This window comes from Clostridium neuense (assembly GCF_045310695.1).
Classification (GTDB): Bacteria; Bacillota; Clostridia; order Clostridiales; family Clostridiaceae; genus Clostridium_S; species Clostridium_S neuense.
In genome coordinates this window covers 46,392-70,451 of the sequence record NZ_JBJIAA010000018.1, presented here as the reverse complement: position 1 = coordinate 70,451, position 24,060 = coordinate 46,392, and the positions used below count along the sequence as shown (strand labels likewise).

20 protein-coding genes and 1 pseudogene are annotated in these 24,060 nt (G+C 32.7%); 9 read left to right on the top strand and 12 right to left on the bottom strand.

Features of this window, described 5'->3' with window-relative positions:
- Positions 1–30: 30 nt before the first annotated feature.
- Entirely contained in the window at positions 31–966 is a 936-nt protein-coding gene (locus ACJDT4_RS19240) for an alpha/beta hydrolase (protein WP_406789216.1), read from the bottom strand.
- Positions 967–1,101: 135 nt separating this feature from the next.
- Complete coding sequence (locus ACJDT4_RS19235) at positions 1,102–2,004, bottom strand: ArsR/SmtB family transcription factor (RefSeq protein ID WP_406789215.1); 903 nt, start codon at positions 2,002–2,004, stop codon at positions 1,102–1,104.
- Positions 2,005–2,181: 177 nt separating this feature from the next.
- Here ACJDT4_RS19235 and ACJDT4_RS19230 point away from each other — a divergent pair, with 177 nt between their 5' ends.
- Both ACJDT4_RS19230 and ACJDT4_RS19225 read left to right on the top strand, forming a co-directional pair.
- A complete protein-coding gene (locus ACJDT4_RS19230) occupies positions 2,182–3,660 on the top strand; it encodes an alpha-N-arabinofuranosidase (protein ID WP_406789214.1) in 1,479 nt (492 codons plus the stop codon).
- Positions 3,661–3,858: 198 nt separating this feature from the next.
- Complete coding sequence (locus tag ACJDT4_RS19225) at positions 3,859–4,116, top strand: DUF6171 family protein (protein ID WP_406789213.1); 258 nt, start codon at positions 3,859–3,861, stop codon at positions 4,114–4,116.
- Between the two features lie 567 nt (positions 4,117–4,683).
- On the opposite strand, the gene ACJDT4_RS19220 is transcribed toward ACJDT4_RS19225, so the two are convergent.
- From ACJDT4_RS19220 to ACJDT4_RS19200, 5 genes are read right to left on the bottom strand one after another with little or no spacing between them, the layout of a single operon-like run.
- Positions 4,684–5,496, bottom strand: a complete 813-nt coding sequence (locus tag ACJDT4_RS19220) for a hypothetical protein (RefSeq protein ID WP_406789212.1) — start codon at positions 5,494–5,496, stop codon at positions 4,684–4,686.
- Entirely contained in the window at positions 5,493–6,224 is a 732-nt protein-coding gene (locus ACJDT4_RS19215) for a metallophosphoesterase family protein (protein WP_406789211.1), read from the bottom strand. The genes ACJDT4_RS19220 and ACJDT4_RS19215 overlap by 4 nt, the downstream gene beginning before the upstream one ends.
- 3 nt (positions 6,225–6,227) lie before the next feature.
- The gene (locus ACJDT4_RS19210) at positions 6,228–7,892 is read right to left on the bottom strand and encodes an ABC transporter permease (protein WP_406789210.1); all 1,665 of its coding nucleotides are present in this window, start codon (positions 7,890–7,892) and stop codon (positions 6,228–6,230) included.
- 17 nt (positions 7,893–7,909) lie between these two features.
- Positions 7,910–8,920, bottom strand: coding sequence for an ABC transporter substrate-binding protein (locus ACJDT4_RS19205; RefSeq protein WP_406789209.1), 1,011 nt, complete (start codon positions 8,918–8,920; stop codon positions 7,910–7,912).
- Complete coding sequence (locus ACJDT4_RS19200; RefSeq protein WP_406789208.1) at positions 8,913–9,884, bottom strand: ABC transporter ATP-binding protein; 972 nt, start codon at positions 9,882–9,884, stop codon at positions 8,913–8,915. Before ACJDT4_RS19200 ends, ACJDT4_RS19205 begins: the two co-directional genes overlap by 8 nt.
- Before the next feature lie 162 nt (positions 9,885–10,046).
- Between ACJDT4_RS19200 and ACJDT4_RS19195 the strand changes: the two genes are divergently transcribed.
- Entirely contained in the window at positions 10,047–10,919 is an 873-nt protein-coding gene (locus tag ACJDT4_RS19195; RefSeq protein ID WP_406789207.1) for a LysR substrate-binding domain-containing protein, read from the top strand.
- A 200-nt stretch (positions 10,920–11,119) separates the two neighbouring features.
- Here ACJDT4_RS19195 and ACJDT4_RS19190 read toward each other — a convergent pair whose 3' ends face one another.
- The 4 genes from ACJDT4_RS19190 to ACJDT4_RS19175 form a co-directional block, all read right to left on the bottom strand.
- Positions 11,120–11,746 (bottom strand): type 1 glutamine amidotransferase family protein, encoded by a 627-nt coding sequence (locus tag ACJDT4_RS19190; protein ID WP_406789206.1) that lies wholly within the window; start codon positions 11,744–11,746, stop codon positions 11,120–11,122.
- A gap of 99 nt (positions 11,747–11,845) precedes the next feature.
- On the bottom strand, positions 11,846–12,808 hold the full coding sequence (locus ACJDT4_RS19185; RefSeq protein ID WP_406789205.1) for a helix-turn-helix transcriptional regulator: 963 nt from the start codon (positions 12,806–12,808) through the stop codon (positions 11,846–11,848).
- A gap of 231 nt (positions 12,809–13,039) precedes the next feature.
- Positions 13,040–14,212: a M20 metallopeptidase family protein gene (locus tag ACJDT4_RS19180; protein WP_406789204.1), complete on the bottom strand. Its 1,173-nt coding sequence runs from the start codon at positions 14,210–14,212 to the stop codon at positions 13,040–13,042.
- Positions 14,213–14,273: 61 nt separating this feature from the next.
- Positions 14,274–15,473, bottom strand: a complete 1,200-nt coding sequence (locus tag ACJDT4_RS19175; protein WP_406789203.1) for a hypothetical protein — start codon at positions 15,471–15,473, stop codon at positions 14,274–14,276.
- Positions 15,474–16,721: 1,248 nt separating this feature from the next.
- Between ACJDT4_RS19175 and ACJDT4_RS19170 the strand changes: the two are divergent.
- Both ACJDT4_RS19170 and ACJDT4_RS19165 read left to right on the top strand, forming a co-directional pair.
- Positions 16,722–17,134: pseudogene (locus tag ACJDT4_RS19170) on the top strand (transposase); the annotation flags it as partial.
- Between the two features lie 140 nt (positions 17,135–17,274).
- On the top strand, positions 17,275–17,859 hold the full coding sequence (locus ACJDT4_RS19165) for a nitroreductase family protein (RefSeq protein WP_406789202.1): 585 nt from the start codon (positions 17,275–17,277) through the stop codon (positions 17,857–17,859).
- Between the two features lie 278 nt (positions 17,860–18,137).
- Here ACJDT4_RS19165 and ACJDT4_RS19160 read toward each other — a convergent pair whose 3' ends face one another.
- Positions 18,138–19,283, bottom strand: coding sequence for a M20 family metallopeptidase (locus ACJDT4_RS19160; protein WP_406789201.1), 1,146 nt, complete (start codon positions 19,281–19,283; stop codon positions 18,138–18,140).
- Positions 19,284–19,522: 239 nt separating this feature from the next.
- Here ACJDT4_RS19160 and bcp point away from each other — a divergent pair, with 239 nt between their 5' ends.
- From bcp to ACJDT4_RS19140, 4 genes are all read left to right on the top strand, one after another.
- Positions 19,523–19,981: a thioredoxin-dependent thiol peroxidase gene (gene bcp / locus ACJDT4_RS19155; RefSeq protein WP_406789200.1), complete on the top strand. Its 459-nt coding sequence runs from the start codon at positions 19,523–19,525 to the stop codon at positions 19,979–19,981.
- 44 nt (positions 19,982–20,025) lie between these two features.
- On the top strand, positions 20,026–20,730 hold the full coding sequence (locus ACJDT4_RS19150; RefSeq protein ID WP_406789199.1) for a M48 family metallopeptidase: 705 nt from the start codon (positions 20,026–20,028) through the stop codon (positions 20,728–20,730).
- Positions 20,731–21,226: 496 nt separating this feature from the next.
- Positions 21,227–21,529 (top strand): hypothetical protein, encoded by a 303-nt coding sequence (locus ACJDT4_RS19145; protein ID WP_406789198.1) that lies wholly within the window; start codon positions 21,227–21,229, stop codon positions 21,527–21,529.
- On the top strand, positions 21,526–24,048 hold the full coding sequence (locus ACJDT4_RS19140; RefSeq protein ID WP_406789197.1) for an EndoU domain-containing protein: 2,523 nt from the start codon (positions 21,526–21,528) through the stop codon (positions 24,046–24,048). Before ACJDT4_RS19145 ends, ACJDT4_RS19140 begins: the two co-directional genes overlap by 4 nt.
- Positions 24,049–24,060 lie beyond the last annotated feature (12 nt).

The following is a 24,060-nucleotide window of genomic DNA, read 5'->3' as shown; positions in this document are numbered from 1 at the left end:
ATCTAAAGCTGATGTTACTTAGTAATTATTTTAAATTTTAAAGTTATCAGTCCAATTGCCTATAACTTCAATAAGCTCTGGATCAATTGGCTTCTTTAATGACTTAACACATACAGTATTTGCATTTAAGAAAGTAAGAGGTTCCGGTTGATTTCTAAGAAAGTGATTCATATTCTCTATAATGTGATATTCAAATGGACAGTTAATTATGTCCTTCATTAGCTTTGTTTCTTCTGGAGAAACCTGTATATCCTTAGAACCAACAATTGCTAAGGTTGGACATTTTATTTTTGATAGAGAGGCTGGAATATCAAATGCCTTGTGCTGCTTAAACCATTCGGAATTTAACTTTCCTCCATTAATTGTTACAATAGCTTCGTCTGAGGCCAGTATTCTATCAAGCATTTTTTTATTTTTATTCTTTAATTTTTCTCCATTTGTGAAAATTCTAGATAATGCTCCTTTTAGACCTTTCATATTATGTATTTCCTTAATTACACCATCTAGCTCATAGGTAGAGGAGTTTAAAAGGCAGCTTGTAAATCCAGAAATAAGAACTATACCTTGAACATTAATTTTTTCATTAATGGCAGAAGCTAGTATACAGCCTTCATTATGGCCTACTAGAAGTATTTTATCCGAATCAACCTGTGGGTGGCTTTTTAAAGCGTTTAATGCAGAAAAAGCATCATCTATGAGAGCTTGCAAATTTGTTTTAAGAAAGTCTCCTTCACTTTCCCCACAGCCTCTTTTATCATAGCGAAGAGTTATAAAGCCAAGCTTTGTAAATTCGTCAGATAAATATTTAAAGTTATCAGTTACAAATTGTTTCCCATTTTCATTTCTATCAGCCTTTCCAGCACCATGTAAAAACAATACGGCAGGAAGCTTATCTTCTTCATTATCAGGAAGGCTTAAAATGCCCTTAAGATTATATTGTGATTTTATAGTTACTTTTTTATCCATTGGTGTTCTCCTCAATATCATTCTTCACTGTACTCTGTCAATTGTACTCTGTACTCTAAGTGAAATATTAGTTTTATAAGATAAATTTAGTATTAGCCATTTCAAACTTTCAAGTTGTTCATCTATAATAAAATGTTAATTGTAGTATAATCTAAAGACTAAATCTTGATTGTAATTGCCAAAGCCCTTGCCATATATAGTTAGTCCTCCTACATGTGCAGCATCTTTTAAAACTGCAATTCTAAAAGTTAGTTGTTTCCTTGTTATATCAATATCCTTTAAGGCTACATTGGATATTTTATCACCATCAATGAACGTACCATTATTTCTAATATGCAGTTGTTTTAATACACCATGCTGGTTGACATTTCTGCCCCACCATTCTGGAGTAAGTGTACCCCTTGTTTCTCCAAAATCCCCGGGACTAGTCCAGGTGCCTAAATTAATATCGTTTATGAAAAATGATATATCTGAAGGCCAATTATCATTATAGCCAGGAGCTTCGGAACCAATTTCCATTGATATTTCAAGTTCCTCTGGGGTTTGATTTGCAAGTAGAAAATTTGAGATTTTGTATTCAACAAAGCCTTGACCAAGCCATAATATTGCTGCATTGACTCTCTCAGGATCTAAAAAGTATCTTGGATCATCAAAATATCCTATTATCTTTTTAGTAGTTGCAATGCCGCAGGTGGGATTTACATTAAAATCAGTATACAGACCTATAGGTAAATTAAACTCGTGAAATTTTCTTTCCTTGGTTATGTTTTTTGGAAATTTTATTTCTATAGAGTCTAAAGCAATTGAGCATAGTTTTTGGACGCCGCCTTTACTTCGGGTTCTTTTGGATTTTATGATGCCGGCTTTTTCAAGCTTGTTAATATGCATAGTAACTATTGCACTGCTTAATTCAAGTTTTTCAGCAAGTTCTTTAACATTCATAGGCTGCTGTGATAAGAAATTTATTATTTTTAAGCGCACATTGCTGGCTAAAGCCTCATAAACTGGGAGCCATTTTTCCTGTATATCTATTTGCATATATCATATCCCTCTTCATCTTGTAGTAATTAATATAATTATAAATAAGTTGATTATAAATGTAAAGAATCACAATTTTATATGTGCAAAATTACATATTGTATGTAGGTATTATGGGTGATATAATCAACATAAACATTAATATATTAATATAAATATTAATTAGGAGGGTTAAACATGGTTAAAATAGTTGTTGATGCTGATATTAAAAGGGGAAAGATTAATAAAAATATTTATGGTAACTTTGCAGAACACTTAGGAAGATGTATATATGGAGGCTTCTGGGTAGGTAAAGATTCAGAAATACCAAATGTAGATGGAATTCGAAAGGATGTAATCGATGCCTTAAAAGAAATAAAAATTCCAGTTTTAAGATGGCCGGGTGGATGTTTTGCAGATGAATATCACTGGAAGGATGGTATAGGACCTTATGAAACTCGTCCTAAAATGGTAAACGCACATTGGGGTGGTACTGTAGAGAACAATCATTTTGGTACTCATGAATTTTTTAGACTTTGCGAGCTTTTGGGGACTGAACCATATATATGTGGAAATGTAGGAAGTGGAACAGTTCAAGAGATGAGACAGTGGATAGAATACATGACCTTTGATGGAGAATCGCCAATGGCAAATTTAAGAGCTGAAAATGGAAGAAAAGAACCTTGGAAGTTAACTTATTTTGGCGTTGGAAATGAAAACTGGGGCTGCGGTGGAAACATGCGTCCGGAATACTATGCAGATTTATATAGAAGATATTCAAGCTATGTAAGAAACTTTAGTGGAAATACTGTATTTAAAATAGCATGTGGTCCTAATAGCGATGATTATAATTGGACAGAAGTGTTAATGAAGCAGGCAGGAAAATTTATGGATGGTCTTAGTCTTCACTATTATACTGTACCAGGTGAAAATTGGAATAGTAAAGGCTCAGCTACTGAATTCACAGAAAAAGATTGGTTTATTACCATGAAAAAGACACTTAGAATGGACGAGCTTCTTACAAGACATTCATCTATTATGGATGCATATGATCCTGAAAAGAGAGTAGCTTTAATTGTAGACGAATGGGGAACTTGGTTTGATGTTGAGCCAGGTACAAATCCAGGCTTTTTATATCAGCAGAATACAATGAGAGATGCTCTTGTTGCAGCAGTTAATTTTAATATATTCCATGAGCATTGTGACAGAGTTCGTATGGCTAACATAGCTCAAACAATCAATGTACTTCAAGCAGTTATACTCACTGAAGGTTCAAAGCTGGTACTTACACCAACTTATCATGTATTTAATATGTATAAGGTTCATCAGGAGGCTGAACTTTTAAATTTAGATATTAAATCACCAGAATATAAATATGAAGATGAAAGCATACCTCAAGTAACTGCAACAGCTTCAGTAGATAGCGAAGGAAAAATGCATATTTCATTATGTAATTTAAATCCTAAAGTAGCAGCAGAGGTTAAGTGCGATATAAGGGGCTTAAAAAAGACAAAAGTTACAGGTACTGTATTAGCATCAGATAAAATGAATGCTCATAATACTTTTGAAGAAAAAGATAATGTTACAATTAAAGCCTTTAATGGAGCAGCTATTAATGATGGAGTACTTACAGCTTCACTTCCACCTATGTCAGTAGTTACTTTAGAAATTATATAGATTTAAAGGCAGAGTACAGTGAAGGTGGATTTACCTTTTTTTTCACTTTGGTAAATCTTATAACTTATATGTTGTTAGCTGCGATGAGCACAATATATTACGCCATTGCGTGAACATTAAATTCTTAGATTTTTAGCAGCGATAGCGGAAAAGAATCATCCTTCATTGTACTTTGTACTCTATTTCGGGGGTGAGTTTATGTCTGATAATAAAAAGTGTAAGGCGTGTAGTGCATCTGTTAGGCTTCAGGATAAGGACGTTCAAAGGATGATTGATGCTATAAAGAAAAACAAAAGCTTTAAATTAGCATCAGAAGAGCTTTATAATAGTCGCCTTGAAAAATGCAGTGATTGCGAGCATCTTGAATATGATACGACCTGTATGCAGTGTGGGTGTATAGTTCAAGTTAGAGCGCTATTAAAAGATAAAAGATGCCCTATATCTGGAAAGTGGTAAGGAAATGCAACGTAAGAGTATTTAATGGGGCATCTTGAAAACTACAGGTTTCATAACCATCTCAAATCAATATTACTTCGCTTAGGCCTAAAGGCAAGGAATATACACATATACGAGGTTTGGGCTAATATATAGATGACTAATACAAGTTAAAGAAGGATAATATGATTACATCCCAAACCCCGTATATGATTGTTATTCTTCTTGAACAAAATATTATTTACACTCTATAATCCTATTCTCTACGAAAAATACCATAATAACGAGATTTTAGGATAAAAATAGTGATAAAATGTTCAAATAATGTACTATGAAGATTTACACCAAAATTCCGTAGGTACGGAGGAATTTTTTCCTTGTACTACCGTGGGAGTGAAGTAACAATGCTGAAGGAACGATTTAAAAAAATTCTAATAAATCTTGGCTCAAAAATTGTAAAATGCTTAGATATTTCAATCTGTCTGAGCGATGGCGAGTTATTGAAATATCTTAGTATTTTATGATTTTTGAACCTTAGATTTATAGGATTTTTTTAATGCGACGAAGCATTGTTACTTCACATTATTATTACTCACCAAGCATAATTCCTGTTTTAGATTCGTCGGATTTAACTAACCAACCATTAGAGTCTAAAAGGTTTAATAGCTGCTGTCTTTGGTTACTTGCATCTTCATATTTGTCGGTTTTAAAGGAGATTTCCGCAATATAATTGTTGTTTACATTGTAAGTTTCAAGTTCTATTTTAAGGCCATTCAACTGTCCAATATATCTTTTGCCTGAATATGGACCGTAAAGTACAGCAGAATTTAATTGTTCCTGCGCCCAGCCGTGATAAAGCCATTTGTTAAGCTTTCCAGGAATATTGTATATGGCTTCTTTTATTGCATCTTCATTATTAGGAAGCTCAATGCCAGAATAATTGTAAAGAGAAAACTGTTTGTTATCTGAAAAACTTAGAGTTTGAGTTTCATATCCCCAATCAATTTGAGCGGAATAGTTGTCGTTATCCCCGTCAAAGCCATCATCGGCAGCAGTTTCTAATGCAGTGTCTATATTCCCATTTGATATAGTATAACGTTTTTTATAAGTTAATTTGGTAGAGTCATCTCCATCAAATTTTCTTAGTCTTACAATCCAACCCTCCTTGTTAAGATCAAGATTATTTGTATCTAAATATTCAACATTTAAATTTTTATATGATGATATATTGAAGGTTGATATGACTTTGTTTGAAAGATTTCCGCTGCTATCTAAAATGCTACTCGTGTTCATTAAAAATTTTACTTCATAATTTGGAACTGCAAGACTGCTTGCATGTGCAGTAGTTGAAAATAAGAAAACTAAAGCTATAGTTAACAGAGGTTTAAATAATTTTTTCATAATTTTAATTCCTTTCTATAATTCTTTGCTTCCTTGATTAAATTTGCATATGCCTCGAGGTTGGGAAAGTTTTCTTTTTTAGCATTAGCTATGAGTTTTGTTATAGGGTAGTTCAGTCTTTTTATAGAAAAATCAATGCTAGCTTGAGTTATGTCTATGATACCGTAGGAAGTATCAGCTTCACCATCATAGGAGCAGCCAACACTTCCGGGATTAAATAGAATTTTATTTCCTATTTTTTGTTTGAAGGGGATATGGGAATGACCACATAAAATTACGTCTTCTTTTACACTCTCAATTGTGTCTTTAAAATTGTTATTTGGATATAAAGCTTCGGTAATACTTCTTGGAGAACCATGAACACAAAGAAAAGTTTTGTTTTCAATTGTTAATGACTTTTTTTCGGGGCAGCCTAGCATAAAATTTATACTGTCTATTGATAGTCTTTCTATGGCGAAGTTTCTGTAAAGCTCAATTTCCTTTAAGGTAGAATTGATACTTTCATTTTGCGTTCTTTTATCAGAGAGCCACAATTCGGTATTACCTTTTATCCAGCATATGGGATTAAGCTTCTTTAAGGTTTCAAATACCTCTTTTGGTTCAGGACCCTTCATAACTAAATCACCTAAGAAAATTACGGAATCTATATTGCTCTTTTTAAAGTCGCAAACAATTTCTTGTAGTGCTTCATAATTTCCATGTATGTCCGATAAAATTGCAAGTCTCATTTTTTATGGTTTCTCCTTCTTTAAGCTTGTTATAAATTGCAAAGCTATTAATAAAACTATTGTTAAAAAAATTGTTACCACAGCCATTGCCATTCCAGAGGATTCACTTCCTTGTTCAAACTCTGAATATATGTAAGAAGCTGAGTTTTGAACAGAAGGAGGTAAAATCATTAAAGAGGCAACAAGCTCTCTTATAGAAACTATAAAGGTCATTATAAAACCAGCTATAATAGCTTTGGAGTTTAGAGGAAGTATTATTTTAAAAAGAAGGTATGAAAATTTACTTCCAGATATCTCTGCAGCTTCCTCAAGATTATGGTTTATCTGACCATAGGAATTTGAAATATACTGTACTGTATAGGGTAAAAATAAAATAACATAAGTTAGAATAACCATTCCATAGGTATTGTAAATAGGAATCGGCATGTAAGGGCTATTAAAGAATAGCATTAAGCCAATTATTATAACAATCCCGGGGACAGTGTTTGGTAATAAACTAAATATATCAATTAATTTATAAATGATGCCTTTCTTTTTTCTGCCTATTAAAAGACCATAAAAGGTTCCCAAAATTACAGTCAATATGCTTGCAAAAATTGATATGCTAAAGGTAGTTATAAGTGCAGAAAAAGCATCAGAGCCAGGTGAAATTAAATCTTTATAAAAGCTTAAGGTAAAGTTGTTTGAAGAGATTCCAAGACCTTTTACTTTTATAATAGAAGTAAGTATTACTGAAAAAAATGGAATTACCGTGGAAAAAATAAATACTGCAATTAGGTATATCCAAGCTATAATTTTCTTTGTGATACTCAATTTATATAAATTAACCTTTGCTCCTTTTGAGCCTAAAAGAGAATAAGCATGTTTTGATGAAATTGAATTTTGAAAATACCATAGGATTAAGCAGCTTAAAACAAGCAGCAGTGACAGAGAAGAGGCTTTTCCAAAATCAATTGGCCAGTTTGAAACATATTTAAAAATCTCAGTAGTTAAAACATAATAGCCAATTTTTCTTCCAAAGGTTGCAGGAACTCCAAATTCTGCTGTGGTTCTAAGAAAAACTAAAAGTGCACCAACGGCATAGCTTGAAAGTAGCAGCGGCAGCGTTATTCTTCTAGTGGTGTAAAAGAAGTTCCCTCCATGCACGAAAGCTGCATCTTCTAGGTTTGAATTTATTTTAAGAAGACAATTTCTTATACTCAAATACATAAAAGGAAAAACATGCAGACTCATAATAATAACGAGCCCGCTAAAGGTAAAAAAACATGGGCGAATGAAGGATAAAGCTGGGAGGAGGCTTTCTAGGTAGCCTTTTTTTTGCATAAATAGCGTCCAACCCATTGCTTCTATATAAGGCGGAGTCATAAATGGAATGAGTATGGCAATATCAATAACTTTTTTAAAGCCTATATTTGTTTTAGCGGTTAAAAAGGCTAGAGGAATTGCCACAAGGCTTGATATTATAACTACCCAAAAGCCAAGTTTAAGGGTGTTAAAAAATACTAAGCCTATTTCTCCGCTCATAAGCGATTTTAAATCAAGACTTCCATTATTATATAGATTGTAGGTACAAATAAGTAAAAGAGGAATTACTATAAGAAATAAAAGTGATACTATGGCAATTAATTTAACTATTTTTCTTGTATATATGCTGCAATTTGAATTCAATTTTTACCACCAACCTATTATTTAAACATGCTTACAAATTTACTACTTATGTCTTTGCCATTATTAGCCATCCAATTCCAGTCTACAGTTAAGGCTTTAATGTCATTTGCATTGCTTTTTCCGGCTATTTTAATATCTTTTCTTCCAGGAAGCAGGTATGCATTGGAAACCATTTTTTGAGCTTCATCAGACAATAAGTAATCTATAAATTTTTCAGCATTATCTTTATTTTTAGTTCCTTTTAATATGAGGGCAGGTCTTGGACTTATTACAGTACCACTGGAGGGGTAAACTAAATCTACGGGCTCACCCTTTGCTTTTGCGGAATAAGTCATGTAATCAACTCCGGCTAAAACTATGCTTTTTTCTCCTGTTATAACGGGATCTAAAGCTTCATTGTTTGCTCCAACCATTTGAGCTCCGTTTTTCTTTACAGCGTTAAAATAATCCCAACCCTTTTCTCCATTTACATTTACGTAGCCGCTTACAAAGTCAAGGCAGGAGCCAGATAAACTTGGATCAGATACGTTTATTTTATTTTTATATTCTGGAGAAGTTAAGTCGGACCAGTCTTTTGGCGGATTTTTTATGGATTTAGTATTATAAACTATAGCCAGAGCGGAGCCGCTGTAGGAAAAATAATTATTGTCTTTATCCTTCCAATCATCAAAAAGTTTATCTGCATTTTTGGCATTGGCATAGGGCTCGGTCATTCCGTCTTTTTTTAGCCCAATAGCAGAAGAAAGGGAAGCTAAAATTGCAACATCCGCTTCAGGCTTGGATTTTTCAGCCTTGATTCTGCTGAGAACTTTTCCGGTAGTACTACTGAACACTTTAACCTTTATTCCACTTTTTTTCTCAAAACCTTTAGTTATTTTTTTTATTAAGTTATCTGGGCCAGCACTGTAAACAACAACTTCCTTTGAAGTTCTGGTGCCTATAGCAGCGCTGGTGCAGCCGGACATAAGCCCTCCTGTAATGCATGCAGCAACTAAAGAGCAAAGAATCTTTTTATTTAATTTAAACATTTGCGATACCTCCTAAAATATGAATATCTGAATTTCTTATATAAAGTTTAAGTTTTTCGCCTGCTGCTTTTCTTTCGTTTGAGTATATTTTCCAAAGCCCCAAGCTGGAAATTTTAACAGAGAGTTCGTAAAAGCTGCCCATATAGGATACACTTTCTACGCTGCCTTCGTATTCTGTGCTGTTTTCTAATTTTGTAAGGCTTATGTTTTCTGGTCTTATGATTCCATCTTTAAGAACATTAGATTTTCCAACAAATTGTGCAACGAAAGTATTTATGGGATTTTTGTATATAACTTCAGGAGAGTCGCTTTGAAGTATATTCCCTTTATTCATTACAATTACCTTATTTGACATGGACATTGCTTCAATTTGATCATGAGTTACATAAATAACGGTTATACCTATGTCCTTCACAAGCGTTGTCAGTTCAAACCTCATTTCATCTCTCAAATTAGCATCAAGTGCACTTAAGGGCTCATCGAATAAGATGACTTCTGGATTATCTATTATGGCTCTTGCAAATGCAACCCTCTGCTGTTGTCCTCCTGAAAGCTCGGAGGGATATCTTGCATAAAGATTTTCTAGCCTTACTGTTTTTAGTGCTGAAAAAACTTTTTCTTTTATATTTTCTTTTTTACCCTTAGCTTTTAATGGAAAAGCTATATTTTCAAATACCGTCATGTGAGGCCAAAGTGCAAAATCTTGAAAAACCATTCCAAGTTTTCTTTTATTTGATGCTACGTTAATTTTTTTCTCTTTTGAAAAAACACACTTGTCTCCAAAGTATATTTCACCGGCATCTGGAGTTTCAAGACCAGCTATAATTCTAAGAAGAGTTGTTTTACCACAGCCTGAGGGACCAAGTAAGGTTGAAAAATCTTTATCCTTAAATTCTATATTAATTCTATTTAGAACCTTTAAATTTCCGTAGGTTTTCTGTATATCTTTTATAAATATGTTCATTTTTTCTCTCCCCCTATGCTTTAAATATTACATGGTTTTCTTTGCATTAATGTTTAATTTATGTAAAGGTAAGGTTAAATAAAGTATTAAAATATATTGTTTTTTATAGAATTTATCTATAATGGTGTTAAATTTAAATTGTCTATCTATAGGAGGGAAGTTATGAATTTTATAAAGCTTGAAGTTTTGGTGCTAATATCAAAATACAACAAGGTCACTACAGTAGCTGAGAAGCTTGGAATAAAGCAGCCTACGGTTACCTTTCACATGAAAAGCCTTGAAAAATTGCTTGGAATAACTCTTTTTGAAGTTCATGGAGGGTATACTGTATTAACAGAGCCGGGGGAGGTTTTGCTCCATTATGCAAATAAGATATTAAAGCTTAGAGATGAGGCAGAAAGAGCCACTAGTGAATTTAGTTTACTTAAGAGAGGAAGCTTTAAACTGGGAGCAAGCTATGTGCCTTCAACATATTTAATTCCAGAGGTTTTAAAAGCTATGAAAAAGGACTATCCTAGACTTGAAATATCTGTTACTTCAAGCCCGTCTTCAAGCATAATTCAAATGGTATTAGATCACGAATTGGATGCAGGTATAATTTGCTCTATGGAGGTACATAACCCAGGTATTATATATAAAAAGATATATCAGGATGAACTTGGACTGGTGTTTTCACCCAATAATCCGTTAGTAGGATGCGAAGTATTGGAAAAGCAAGATTTGATAAATAAGACTTTTGTTCATCATAGTAAGGTTTCATCCACAAGAAGATTAGTTGAAAAGTGGCTTGAAAAAAATAAAGTTTATTTTGCTTCTATAATTCAGCTCGACTCCTTGGAATCAATAAAGCACATTTTAATGTCTACGGACTGGATTTCCATTATTTCAAAGAAAGCAGTTGAAGAAGAGATTAAAAGGGGAAAACTAATTTATAGAGAACTTCCAGAAGAACCTATAGAAAGGGACATTTATGTTGTTTATAACAAGGATAGGTGGCTTTCGCCAGTTATGAAGAAATTTTTTGAGGCATTTTAACAGAGTACAGTTTTAGATTTTAGGCGGCACGGTAACGATTCGTGTAAAAAACAGCTACAATACATTATCTGTCATTTAAATGTCTTGTGGCTGTTGATAGTTCACAAAATAAGCTGAATGTGTACTAATAATTATACTTATTAACTTTAGTTATTGCATCTTCTCCTCCAAGCAGTTCAAAAGATTAATGGATTCTTCCTTTATTGAATTGAATTCATAAGCTCAAAGAAATATTTTGACTCTTGGGTTTTATAAAGATTGTACCAGGAATCTAGAGTTTGCGGTAAGAATACATCTAGAATTTTTAATATATGCAAAGCAAATTCAAGAGGAGCTATTCCAGAAGCAGTAATCAAGTTTCCATCAGTTACTGCACATTCTTGCTTATAATATTTTTCTCCATCATAGTTTGGGCAGACCATTTTAAGATACCCCAAATCATTGCTTGTATGAGCTCGCTTATTCAGTACTCCACCCATAGCAAGTCCTATTGTAGCACCACAAATTGCCCCTACAACAATGCCTTTCTCTAAATATTTTTCAGCCATTCTTATAATTGGAGCATGAATTGCTTCTGTCCATGTATTCCCGCCAGGTAGAATCAAAGCAGCAGTATCATGAGCATTACACTCCTTAAGTTCAACTTCTGGCAAAACTTTCAGACCTCCCATTGTAGTAATAGGGGTCTTGGTAAGTCCTACAGTTACTACTTTTAGCGGCATTAATCCCTTTTTATAGTACCTTCCAGAATTGATTTCGGTGCTTAAATAACCTATTTCCCAGTCTGCCATTGTATCAAATACATAAAGATATACTGTATTCTTCATTTTTTATTCCTCCAGATTAATTTTATTGTTGCTATTTGTTACAGGATGGTCTCAAAGTTCATCTAGATTATTATATATTATCTTCACTGACAAACTCCGTCAGTGAAGATAATAGTCCATCAAATCTTTAAGAATCCCTACCATAGCATCTTTAAAACTATTTGGTTCAAGCACCTTTATTGATTTGCCATATTGAAGTAGAATATGAGGAACATAGGTATGGATTGAGTTTTCATCCATTAAAAATTTTGCTCTGCATTTAGTTCGTTCTATAAGATAATGTCCTAAAAACCAATGTGAACAAAGGTCATTCAATGCTTCTGACTTGCCTTCAATTACTAAAGTTGAAAGTTCTACTTTGCTTTCCAACTTCGGTAATAAGCTTTTTGTAAAAAACTCACGTGCCGAAAAAGCTTCAGGACGCTTAAACGCATTTTTAGTGCTTATAATATTTACTATTCTATCTACCCTAAAGCTGCGAATTTCATTTCTAAGATGGCAAAATGCAATAACATACCATTTATCATTCCAGTAAAGCATCCCATAAGGATCAACAACCCTATGCTTAGGCTGCCCTTCATAACCTGTAGCGTATTCAATTTCAATAGAGCATTCACTCGCAACAGCTTGCTCAATTTCTATTAATATAGGTTTGATGGCTGGATCACAAATACGGCTCACTACTTCAAATCCCACTAAATGACGATTGAGAACTTTTTCTTGTTCTTGATTCGAGAACAGCTTTAACTTTGATGTTGCTCTATTTAGTGCTTCCATAAAAGGATATCCTGCTTCCATTGCAAAAGTGGCAGCATGCAAAAGTGATTTTTTTTCTTCAATATCAAAAAACAAGGATGCTTGGATAAAGTTATTAAGCAAACTATATCCGCCATTATGGCCAGGCTCCGATATTATTGGAACTCCACTAACACATAATGCATCTATATAACGATAAACTGACCTTATGTTTATTTCTAACCTTTCGGATATTTGCTTTGCAGTTATTTTTTTACCTGAATTCAGCATCCATAAAATTGCTAGCATATTATCATTTTTTGGCATAATGCTCTCCACTTCCCTAGATTGTTAATAGTATCATTCATTAATAAATGAGTAATTTACTACATTTGATAGGAACGGCAACGTGTTTTGATTGGTAATAGCTGTCTTATGGTTGGTTTTTACACGAATCATTGCCGTACCCTATAGGAGTTATTATTGAAAGTACTTTTATCTTGGAAGGATAATGGGCTTACGCCCAAACCTCGCGTATGTGTATGCGACGAAGTGTTGTTACTTTAAGTAGTCTAGTGCAACTTGTACATAGCTTGCAACTCCAATTGGGAGAGCGTCTTCATCAAGTTTATAATGATTTGAGTGCTGAGAATAACAGCAGTCTTTAGCTTCGTTTCTGCAGCCTAGAAGCATTAATGCACCTGGTATTTTTTCAAGGTATTCAGAAAAATCTTCTGATCCCATTATCATTGAAACCTGTTTTATGTTGTCTTCACCTATTATTTTTGAAACAGCGGATTTTAACATTCCAGTTGCTTTTTCTTCATTTATTGTAGCTGCGCATGTAAAATCATATTTAAAGTCATAATCACATCTATAGCCTTTACATACATTTTCAATCATTTCTTCGAGCCACTTTGGCATATTTTCACGTGAGTATTTGCTGAAAGATCTGTTCATTCCAGACATCTTTACGCTTCCAGGAGTTACATTGAATCTTTCTCCGCCTTCAATAGTTCCTATATTCATTACAATAGGATTCCTTACATCATTTACTCTACTTACAAGTGTTTGAACTCCTTGAATTACAGCAGCGGAGCAAGTAATGGCATCTACTCCTTGCCAAGGAGATGAACCATGAGAAGATTTACCTTTTATAGTTAAATCCCATATATCTGCACTTGCCATAAATGGACCTGGTTGAATAACAACTTGTCCAACGGGAACATCAGACCAAATGTGCATTCCAAATATGTAATCAACATCAGGATTTTTTAAAGCGCCACCTTCAATCATAGCTTTAGCACCAGAAGCTACTTCTTCTCCTGGCTGGAACAAGAATTTTACAGTTCCATTAAGCTTGTCCTTCATTTCTGATAAGAGCTTAGCAGCACCAAGGAGCATTGTGATATGAGCATCATGACCGCATCCATGCATATATCCTTTATTTTGAGAAGCAAATGAATAACCAGTATCTTCAGTAACAGATAGAGCGTCTATATCTGCACGTAAACCTATAGTTTTTCCTTCTGATTTACCTCTTAAAATTCCAACAAGTCCAGTTTTACCAATGTGTTGTACTTCTAATCCAAGCCTTTCAAGTTCGTCACTAATAGTTTTTGAAGTCCAAACTTCCTCAAAGGATGGTTCTGGGTGTTTATGAAATTCCCTCCTATGCTTTATAAGCCAATCTTGAATATCTTTTGCAAGTTTTAAAGTGCTGTTTTCCATTTTGATTCCTCCTAGGTAATTTTTTTAACATATTATTAATTATATCACTGTTTTATTAAAATTATAGCATTTTTAGAAATACACCTGCTATTATTACAGAAGCAACGGATACTGTTGCAAAACCACCAACAAGCATTCTAGGAAGAAGTATATCTGTGACGTAAGCTTCTTCTTCTTCATTTTTACTTACTGATTTACATACTTCAGTTGTTATAATGTAGTCAGCAGGGAATCCAAATAAAGCTGTAAGAGCACATGCAAAGCTCATTTCCTTTGAGAAGCCCACAAGTTTTCCTGTTATTAGTGATGTAAGGAACATGCCAAGTATTCCAAGTAATATTAAAACTATTATTGGAATTAAAATTTTAATAAGCTGAGCTGGGGTTATAGTTGATAGACCAGAGAAAACATAAACGAGTAAGCCAGCTATTAGCCAATTAAAAACACCAGCTTTAATAAGGGCAGATTCCTCTAAGAAGCCAAGTTCGCAGAAAATTACACCAAATATTAAACAAACTATATATTGATTTATAGCACCATGAGTTAAGTTAGAAACCCATCCAGCTAGAAGCGATACTATTGTTAATTTTGCAAGAATCATTGGAGCTGTCTCATATTTTTCTGGTAAAGGTGGAAGCAATTTTTTTCTTACAGTTGTGGTTGCGGCAATTTGTGATGATACTTCTTCTCTATTGCTTTTAGAAGTAACTTTATTTTTCCTAAAGTCTTCAACCAATCTTTTTCCTTCTCTTTTTAAACAGAAAGAGGTTAGAGGATAACCAAAGAAACTATGCATAACAAACATTGCTATAGGTAAAGCAACTAGAGCTGTAATACCTTGATGCTTTAAACCTTCAGACATAAGTAAAGCTGCTACGAGTCCGCCGCTTAATGGAGGAGTTGCTGCAACTACAGTATGCCAGTCAAATAGAAGTCTTCCAACAGTCATTGTTAAAAGGATTGTACCACATACACCACATAAGGCTATTACTACAGATCTCCACTGAGCTATTAATTTTCTTAGATCCATGAGGGTACCTAGGTGAGTTAATAGCAGTCCCATGCATATTGGTACAAACTCTTTACCAAAAGATGCTCTAGTAACAACGTCCTTTGGGACGAATGTCCAATAACCTACAACAAATAAAGCTGCTGTTACAAAAACAGAAGGTATGTAGGCTTTAGTTTTGTTTGAAATTATTTCACCGATAAGTAAGAATGCTATTACAATTAAAAAGCATTCTGGGGAAGAAAAGTTCATAAAAGTCACTCCTTAAAATTATTTTATAAATTAGTTCATATAGTGAAACTAGTTCAACTACAAACTATTTATGCACCATAATCCCTTGAAAATTGGTATTTTGGAACATAAATAGTTTAAGTTTTTCAGTAGTTTCACTATAGATAAACCGTTTCAACTATTGAAATTAATGTGAATCATAATGCCAAGAAAATAGCATTTTGGTACAAATAAATTTCAAGTTTCAAGGTGGTTTATCTTTATTTAAATGAAAATTTTAAACAAAAAATAAAAAACCTATCCAGCAGGGACAAGTTTTAATTGCGGTACCACCCTAATTCTGTGAATAAAGTGAATTAAATTAAACATAATATTCACAGCGCCTTAGATACGTTTCAATAAATGATTCGATTTCTTTTTAACGGTAGAATACCGGTGCAGCTTACTCAAATTTTTAATGATTTTGAAAATTCTAAACAATTTTTTTAGTTACACTTTTCAAGGATGAGTTTCAGATATAGTCTAAACATTGGATTTCAGCCCAAACCAACTCTCTTTAGATTAGATTGTATACCGTAGTATTCCTGTCATCAAATTTCTCTATGAAGTTATTTATAGCATATGAAAATTTAAGTGTCAATGGTAAATAAATCAATAATATTAGGCAATAAGAGGAGATGCGCTGCAAAAATAGAAATCAATATGAATTTTTTTATTCAAAAAATATTATTTAATATATGATAGTAAAAAATAGCAAATTATAAAAAATAAATTGGTATTATTGATAAGTTGTCATAAAAATTCTGCTATAAGGATAAAAAATGTAAAAATGAAAAAATAATGACGAAAATATTAGAAAATAATCATTTAGAAGTATGAATAATAATTTTTAAATGAAGGAAAAGTTTGCTTAATGATAAATCAAAAAGTAATAAATTCATCAATTATGCATAATTTTAAGTCTAAATATAAATAAAAAAATTCAAAAAAATATTTAAAAATAATATCAATTTTTTATATAATGGTTAAATATATTTAGAATTTATTACATTATATCCTATTATTTAAAATAAATTATATTTCATAATCCGATACAATATGCAATAGCTTTTATATTTACTCAGAATTATCATCTGTAAGTTTTCTGCATTCTTTTGTTGTTGCTTGAACATAGTTAAGCCCTCCTTTAATTTAAAGAAAGCTATTATAAAAGTTATGCGGAAATGGATACATCTTACAATGAGATAAGTATGTTAAATAATATGATGGATTAAAGAATTTAGATTTGCCAAGGGTAAAGTCTGCCCTCACTGCGGTGCTGAAACTGTATCAAGAAACGGAAAATACAATGATAAACAACGATATATATGCAAGTCATGCAGAAAGACTTTTACCGACTTTACTAACTCAGCTACTTACAAAAGCAAGAAAACATTAGATAAGTGGCTTAAATACGCAAAGTGCATGATAAATGGTTATTCCATTAGAAGAAGTGGATGAATAGGTTTAATGGTGTTGCAACCAAATATATCAGTAACTATATGTACTGGTTCAAATGGCTTGAATTATTTGAAAATGATAAAGAAGCCGTAAAAGTTAAGAATCTCATGGCGCAATGCAATGTAGCTCATGCCTATACTAAAACAGCAGATTTCAAAGAAAGAGAACCAATATTTGTATAAATATATACATTATCTTAAAGTTGATGTTATAATTATAACAAATTTGAGTGCAATTTATTGTACACTCGTAGGATAAGACGAAGTAAAGAATATTTATAATAATTTGCGTCAACTTGAACGAAAAAAGGAGTGTGATTTTTTTGAATACTATATTAGAAATCATTGAAAAAAGAAGAAGCATACGCAAATATCAGCCCACGCAAATCAAAGATGAAGAGCTTGCAGCTATTTTAGAGGCTGGGCGTTCGGCTCCCAGTGGCGGAAATAATCAGACAAGTCATTTCATTGTTATTCAAAATGCTTCTATTTTGCAGGAACTAAAACGATTGGTGAGCTTAGAATTTGAAAAAATGGAACTCAAAGAAGGGATGTACAAAAGCCTGCAAACTTCCATAAAAGCTGCAAAAAAGGGAGGATATGATTTCTTTTATAATGCACCAACGCTTGTAATAGCGGCAAATCGAAAAAATTATGGAAATGCTATTGCCGATTGTGCTTGTGCACTGGAAAACATGATGTTGGCGGCATCATCTCTTAATATTGGTTCTTGTTGGATTAACCAATTGCATTGGCTTGATGACAATGAAGTAATTCACAAGTATATGACGGAATTAGGACTTGGTGATGGTGAAACAATCTGTGGCGGACTTTCACTAGGTTATTCTGCGATAAATGAGCTTTTACCTCTGCATCGAACTGGAAACCATATTACTTATATCAAATGAGAAAATAGCAAAGATAATGAGCATTATCCTTGTTAAAATAAGAATAATGTTAAGACACATTATTTTTTAAAGGCGAATTTAGGGAAGTCAAAATGGCTTCCCTAAAAAAATTATATATTTTCAACACTCTTTTAAAACATTAACTGTCCTCTGTCAATTGTCAACTAATACATGTTCACATACCCAATATGTTCCAAAACAGAATTCGGCTAATTTTAATATTCCAAGTTGTTTATCTACAGCTTCCTTATAAAGATTCTGATTTTTTAAAATAAAAGTTATAGCTTTAGGATGGTTGCCGCTAAAAGTTTAGTTCTTTCAAATAAGGATTCTAAGTTTCCGTATTCCTTATCTGTGTGTTGATATTTACCTTGAACTCCTAGGCCGCATAAAGCCGGAACCCCAACCATTGTGGAGTAAGATGCATCAGAACCACCGCCTACTGTTTTTTCATAGGGTTCATCGAGTCCAAGCTCTAAGGAAGTCTTGCGGAGGGTTTCAAACAATTCTTTTGTGCCAGCAATGACTTCCATTGGGTGCATTATTGATTCACAGAAGATTTTAGTTTTTGTACCTTCGAGGTAAGTTTTATTAGCTATTTTTTCTAGTTCTTCGGTGATTTCTTGCAGCTTGTCTTTCTTTAAGAATCTTACATCTATTGTGGCTTTTGCGTATTCAGGAACTACATTTCCTGCGGTACCTCCATTTACAATACCTACATTTAAAGTTGTTCCTTCCTTTATATTTGTGAGATTTTGAATATCTATTATTTTGTGAGCTATTTCTAAAATTGCATTTCTTCCTTTTTCATAGTCATTTCCAGCGTGTGCAGCGGTTCCATAAACTTCAAGTATAAAAGAAGCACAGCCTTTTCTTTGAGTAACTATGGCATTGCCTATGCGACCTGTTTCAAGGTTAAAGGTTGCACAGCACTCTTTAAATTCTTCTGGAAGCACTTTGCTTAAATTTGAGTTAGCATGTCCAACTTCCTCATCACCTATAAGTATAATTTTTATAGGTCTTTTTTTATAATTTATAGAATTTAAAGCCTTGATTGCATAAACTAAAGCTACAATTCCACCTTTCATGTCAATAACTCCAGGACCATAAACCTTGCCCTCTTTAATTATAAAAGGATTTTTTTCTAAAGCACCATCCTTAAATACAGTGTCCATGTGTCCTGTTAGGCAGATAGGTTTTTCATTACCTTCGTATTTTGACTTTCCAATTAGCGCTGCACCGGCATTTTCAAAATCGAGAATATCAATTGTGAAGTTTTCAGCTTCAAGAATATTTTTTAGTTTATTTGCTATAGTATCAATTCCTTTTTTGTTATAAGAACCGCTTTCTATGCTGACTAAAGTTTTCCACAGCTCTAGCATTTCTTCGCGGTTTGCGTCTACAAAGTTTAAAATATTTTTCATTTGTTCATCCATATTTGTTTTAGCGAAATATTAATATATGCCGCTAAGTTCACTTCCCTTCTTTTAATTATAATTTAATAATAAATATAAAGGAATTTTGAAATTAATGCAAACATTTCTTTATATTATTATTATACAATTAAATTACCTTTATTTACATAGATATAATATGTAGATATTGATTATTAATAATTATTATTATATAATATTAGTAATTAATAAAATAGAAGGTGATTTTAATGGAAATAAAAGAAGGTAGCTTGGCACCAGAATTTTCTTTAACAGGATCTGATGGCAAGGAACATAAATTAAGTGATTATAGGGGTAAAAAGGTTATACTTTATTTTTATCCAAAGGATAATACAGCTGGATGCTCAAAGGAGGCTTGTTCCTTTAGGGATAATATAAAAATAGTAACGGATTTAAATGCTGTGGTACTTGGAGTAAGCAGAGATTCCTTAAAATCTCACGACAGGTTTATAGAAAAATTTAATCTTCCATTTGTACTTTTAGCTGATGAAGATGAGAAAGTATGCAGGCTGTATGATGTTATTAAAGAAAAGAACATGTATGGTAGAAAATATATGGGAATAGAAAGAAGTACATTTATTATAGATGAGGAAGGAATTTTGAAAAAAGCATTTAGAAAAGTAAAAATTAGTGGACATATTGAACAGGTCATTGAAAGTTTGAAATAAAAATGGTATCCTCGAATTATAAGGGGAAAGTTTGGTGATTTTTAGTGTTTATTCAATTTGAAAATGATTTGGTGGAAGTGTTTATTCAATATAGGAAAAGAAAAACCATAAAGTTATCCATTAAAAATGATTTGAATGTAGAAGTAGTTGCTCCGCTTAGAACACCTAAAAAATATATAAGACTGCTAATAGAAAATAAAAAGCAGTGGATAAGACTGCATAGGGAAAAGATGAAAAAGAACATAAGTATCCCAATTTTAAGGGAATACGAAGATGGAGAAAAGTTTTATATTATGGGAAGTCCATATAATTTAAGAGTTGTTCAAAGTGATCATGATAGGATAATGGTTTTTCAGGGTGATATCTTTATGTATACTAAGAAGAAGGAAGATATTAACTACAAGAAAAGGCACATGGAAAAATGGTATAAGGATATAGCCTGTGAGAGGCTTGAAAACATCTATGATAGGGTTTGCAGCAGGTTTAATGTAATATATAGTGAAAAGCCCGAATTACACTTTAGAAAAATGAAAGCTCGATGGGGGAGCTATAGTCCAAGAGACAATAAAATATTACTTAATTCCCAGCTTGTGAAGGTACCAGAACATTGCATAGAATACGTAATAGTTCATGAGCTTTGTCATGTTAAGCATAGAAATCACAAAAAGGAATTTTATGATTTCTTGGAAGGTTTTTTACCAGATTGGAAGCTTAGGAGGCAAGAGCTTAATAGATATACAAATGTTTAAATAAGCTTTTATTTTAAAGTAAGCTAACTTCACTAAAAAGATACATGGAGGAAGATTGTTTCCTATCCATGTATTTTTTTTTTATTTTTATTTTTAATTATAACTATAATGAGAAATTTAAATTAATTAAAAAAATGATTTTAATATATTGAAGTTAATGTGAAATAATAGTAATATTAATATCGTGAGAAAAAATTACATTATATATAATTAAGGTTAAATTAGGGTGCATAAGGAATATGCATGAGAATATATAAAGATAAACTACCACGAAACTTGAAATTTATTTGTACCAAAATGCCGTCTTCTGGTGATTATGGCACACATGAATTTTAATAGTTAAAACGGTTTATCTAAAGTGAAACTACTGCGTAAACTATTTATGTTCTAAAGTGCCAATATTCAATGGCTTATGGTGCATATATAGTTTGTAGTTGAGCTAGTTTCGCTATATAGTGAAACTAGCTTATATTTTAGGCTATGAGAGGTGAGATTATTGGGAGCAAGTGAACTAGAGTATTCAGCAAGTATTATAAGTCAATGTTCATCAAATATTACAAGTGAAAAAAATAATTTGAGCAGTAGGGTAAGTATCATAAATTTGGATAATAGAGATGAGGAAAATAATATTACCATGCAGGCTTTTAATGTTGTAAATGTAGAGCTTTCTGCACTTACAAATTTAATGGACAGAATAGCAGAGCAGCTTCGTGAAGAGGCAAGCAGGTTAAGACAGGCAGAGGAAGCAGCAGCAAGAGAAAAAGCAAAACAGCAAGCTGGGGCGGGTGCTTCAGCATGATTTCTGTGGATTTTGAAAAGTTAAAAGAACTTTATGAAATTGTAAATATATTTGAAAGCAACATTGATAACAACTTAAAGAGAGCGGAGGCAGAAGCCTCTGGTATAACAGCAGATGGAGACAAGCTCATCCGACGTTTAGATGAAATTAAGCGATTTTTAGATGATGAAATTTCAAGGTATCAAAATTTAGAAAGAAAATTAAATGAAAAGGCAAATGCAATTACCTTTAGAGGTTCAAAAGCATTAAATGCAGTATATATAAATAATATAAGCGAAAATATACAAGTGAGAGCAGCTAATGCAAATGCAGAAGCTTTTATACCTCTAGCATTAAGTGGTGATGCAGCACTTGAAAGTAAAAGCAGCAAATTAAAATTAAAGAGTGAAAATGCAGTTGATAAAACTTTAAAGGCAGCGGATGAGAAAGTGGATTCAACAATTGATATGGTGAAAAATACAGCAAATGAACTTAAGAATTTTGCAGAAGAAAAAATAAATGAGCTTGGCAAAATCGAAAAGTTTGTAGAAGGAAAAATAGATGGAATTTTAGGAGCACTAGTGAAAGAACTCGACGCTTTGGAAAGTGAAATAAGTGAAGCGCTGAATGACAAAAATCTTAAAGCATTAGGAGAAGATAGTTTAAATCTTCTTAAAACTAAAATAGCAGAAGTATTTGTTTATAATAAAGAGGATTTAAAAGCAGAAGCTAAATATGAAAATAATTTAGAAAAAGACTGGAATAATTTTAAAAGTAATGTTTGGAATGAGTTTAAGAAGGTTCATCCGGAGTTAGTAAAAAAGCTTGAAGAAATAAAAAATGAAATAGAGGCAGAACTAAAAACTGCGTTGATTAATTTTGAAAAGAAATATCCGTTAGTCGCACAAGTGCTTAAGGTAAGTTATAAAACAGTTACAGGAGTATTTGAAGGTGCCTCAGATTTAGTGGATCAAGTAGTGGAAATACCTTCAGATTTAAAGAAGATAGTATGTAAGTTTATTGACGATCCAATAGGAACCACGAAGAGAACATTAAAAATGGCAATGTATATAAATTCATTTTTAAATGGCTATCCACCAGCAACAGAGGATGAAATAAAGTTTAGAGTAGGAATAGTACAAATAATACGCAGCTCAATAGATAAAAATGTAATTCATGGAGATGCAGAAAGTAGAGCAAGATTTACAGTTAATGTTGCAGGCAATATAGCTATGTTTGTATTTTCAGATGGAGGAAGTTCTATTAAGGAAGTTGGAGAAGCTTCAAAGGTAGTAGAAGAAGTATCGGATGTGGAAAAGGCAGATGAAGCCATAAACACTGCAGAAAAAGCAGAGGGAGCAATGAATGCAGTAGAAAAGGCAGACAGCTGGTGGTCCAAGCTAGAAGATCCACTTAATACCTTATCAAGCTTTAGCGAAGAAGTTTTTAAAACAGTAGATACTTTAAAGGCATGCATAAATACAAGAATAGAAGAAGTATTTACAATAGTAAGTGAAACAAAAGATTTAGGAAAATTAATATTGTGCAAGCTAAGAAATCCTATTAATGAAGTAAAGGAAATAGTAATATCTAAAAGCGAGTTTACAGAAGATCAGATCAAAACTTGTTTAGAGGGATGCTTTACAGGAAAAACTCTTATAAATACCGAGTTTGGATTAAGAAGAATAGACAGCATAAAAGAGGGAGAAAGGGTATACGCAGAAGATGCAAAAACTGGACAAAAATCGCTAAAAAAGGTACTGTATGTATACAAAAAGCATTCAAAAGATATTATAATAATAGCAATAGGAAAAGAAAAAATAGAGACAACAGCACCTCATTTGTTTTATACAGAAGAAGGCTTTAAGCCAGCTGAAATGATAAAAGCAGGCGAGAAAATAAAAAATGATAGTGGAAATTACGAGGAAATATCAGATATAAGTATAAGGCATACAGAAGCAGGAGAAGCAATATACAATCTTAATGTAGAAGATTATCACACATATTTTGCAGGTGAAAGCAGTTTACTTGTACATAATGATTGTTCAGTAAGCAATGAAGAGGTAAAAACTGTAACAGATGCTATTAAGAATGGAAAAGGGAATAATACCAGCTATGTGAAGTCAATAGCAGATTTAAAAAATGTTGAAAAATTTAAAGAAGGTTCATTAGAACATATATTAGAAGGACAATTAAATGCGAGAGGAAAGGCTGTAGGATTTCACTATGAAGGAATGCCAACAGCAAAGGGAAAAATAATACCAGGTACTGAGTCAGCACCTAATGAGTTTGGTGTTTATACGGCCAAAGTTGAGGTTGATGGTGTGCCTAAAACAGCTAATGGGGGAATGTCATCATTTTTCCCAAAGAATTGGTCTGCTCAAGATATAGTAGATGGTATTAATGAAGCATATGGTTCGAAAGAATTTGTGCGAGGAAGTAGAAATACTTTTAGAGGAAAGACGTCTCAAGGAATAAGAATAGAAATGTATATAGATAGTGCAACGGGTAAGATAATATCAGCATTTCCAATATACTAGATGGAGGAAAAT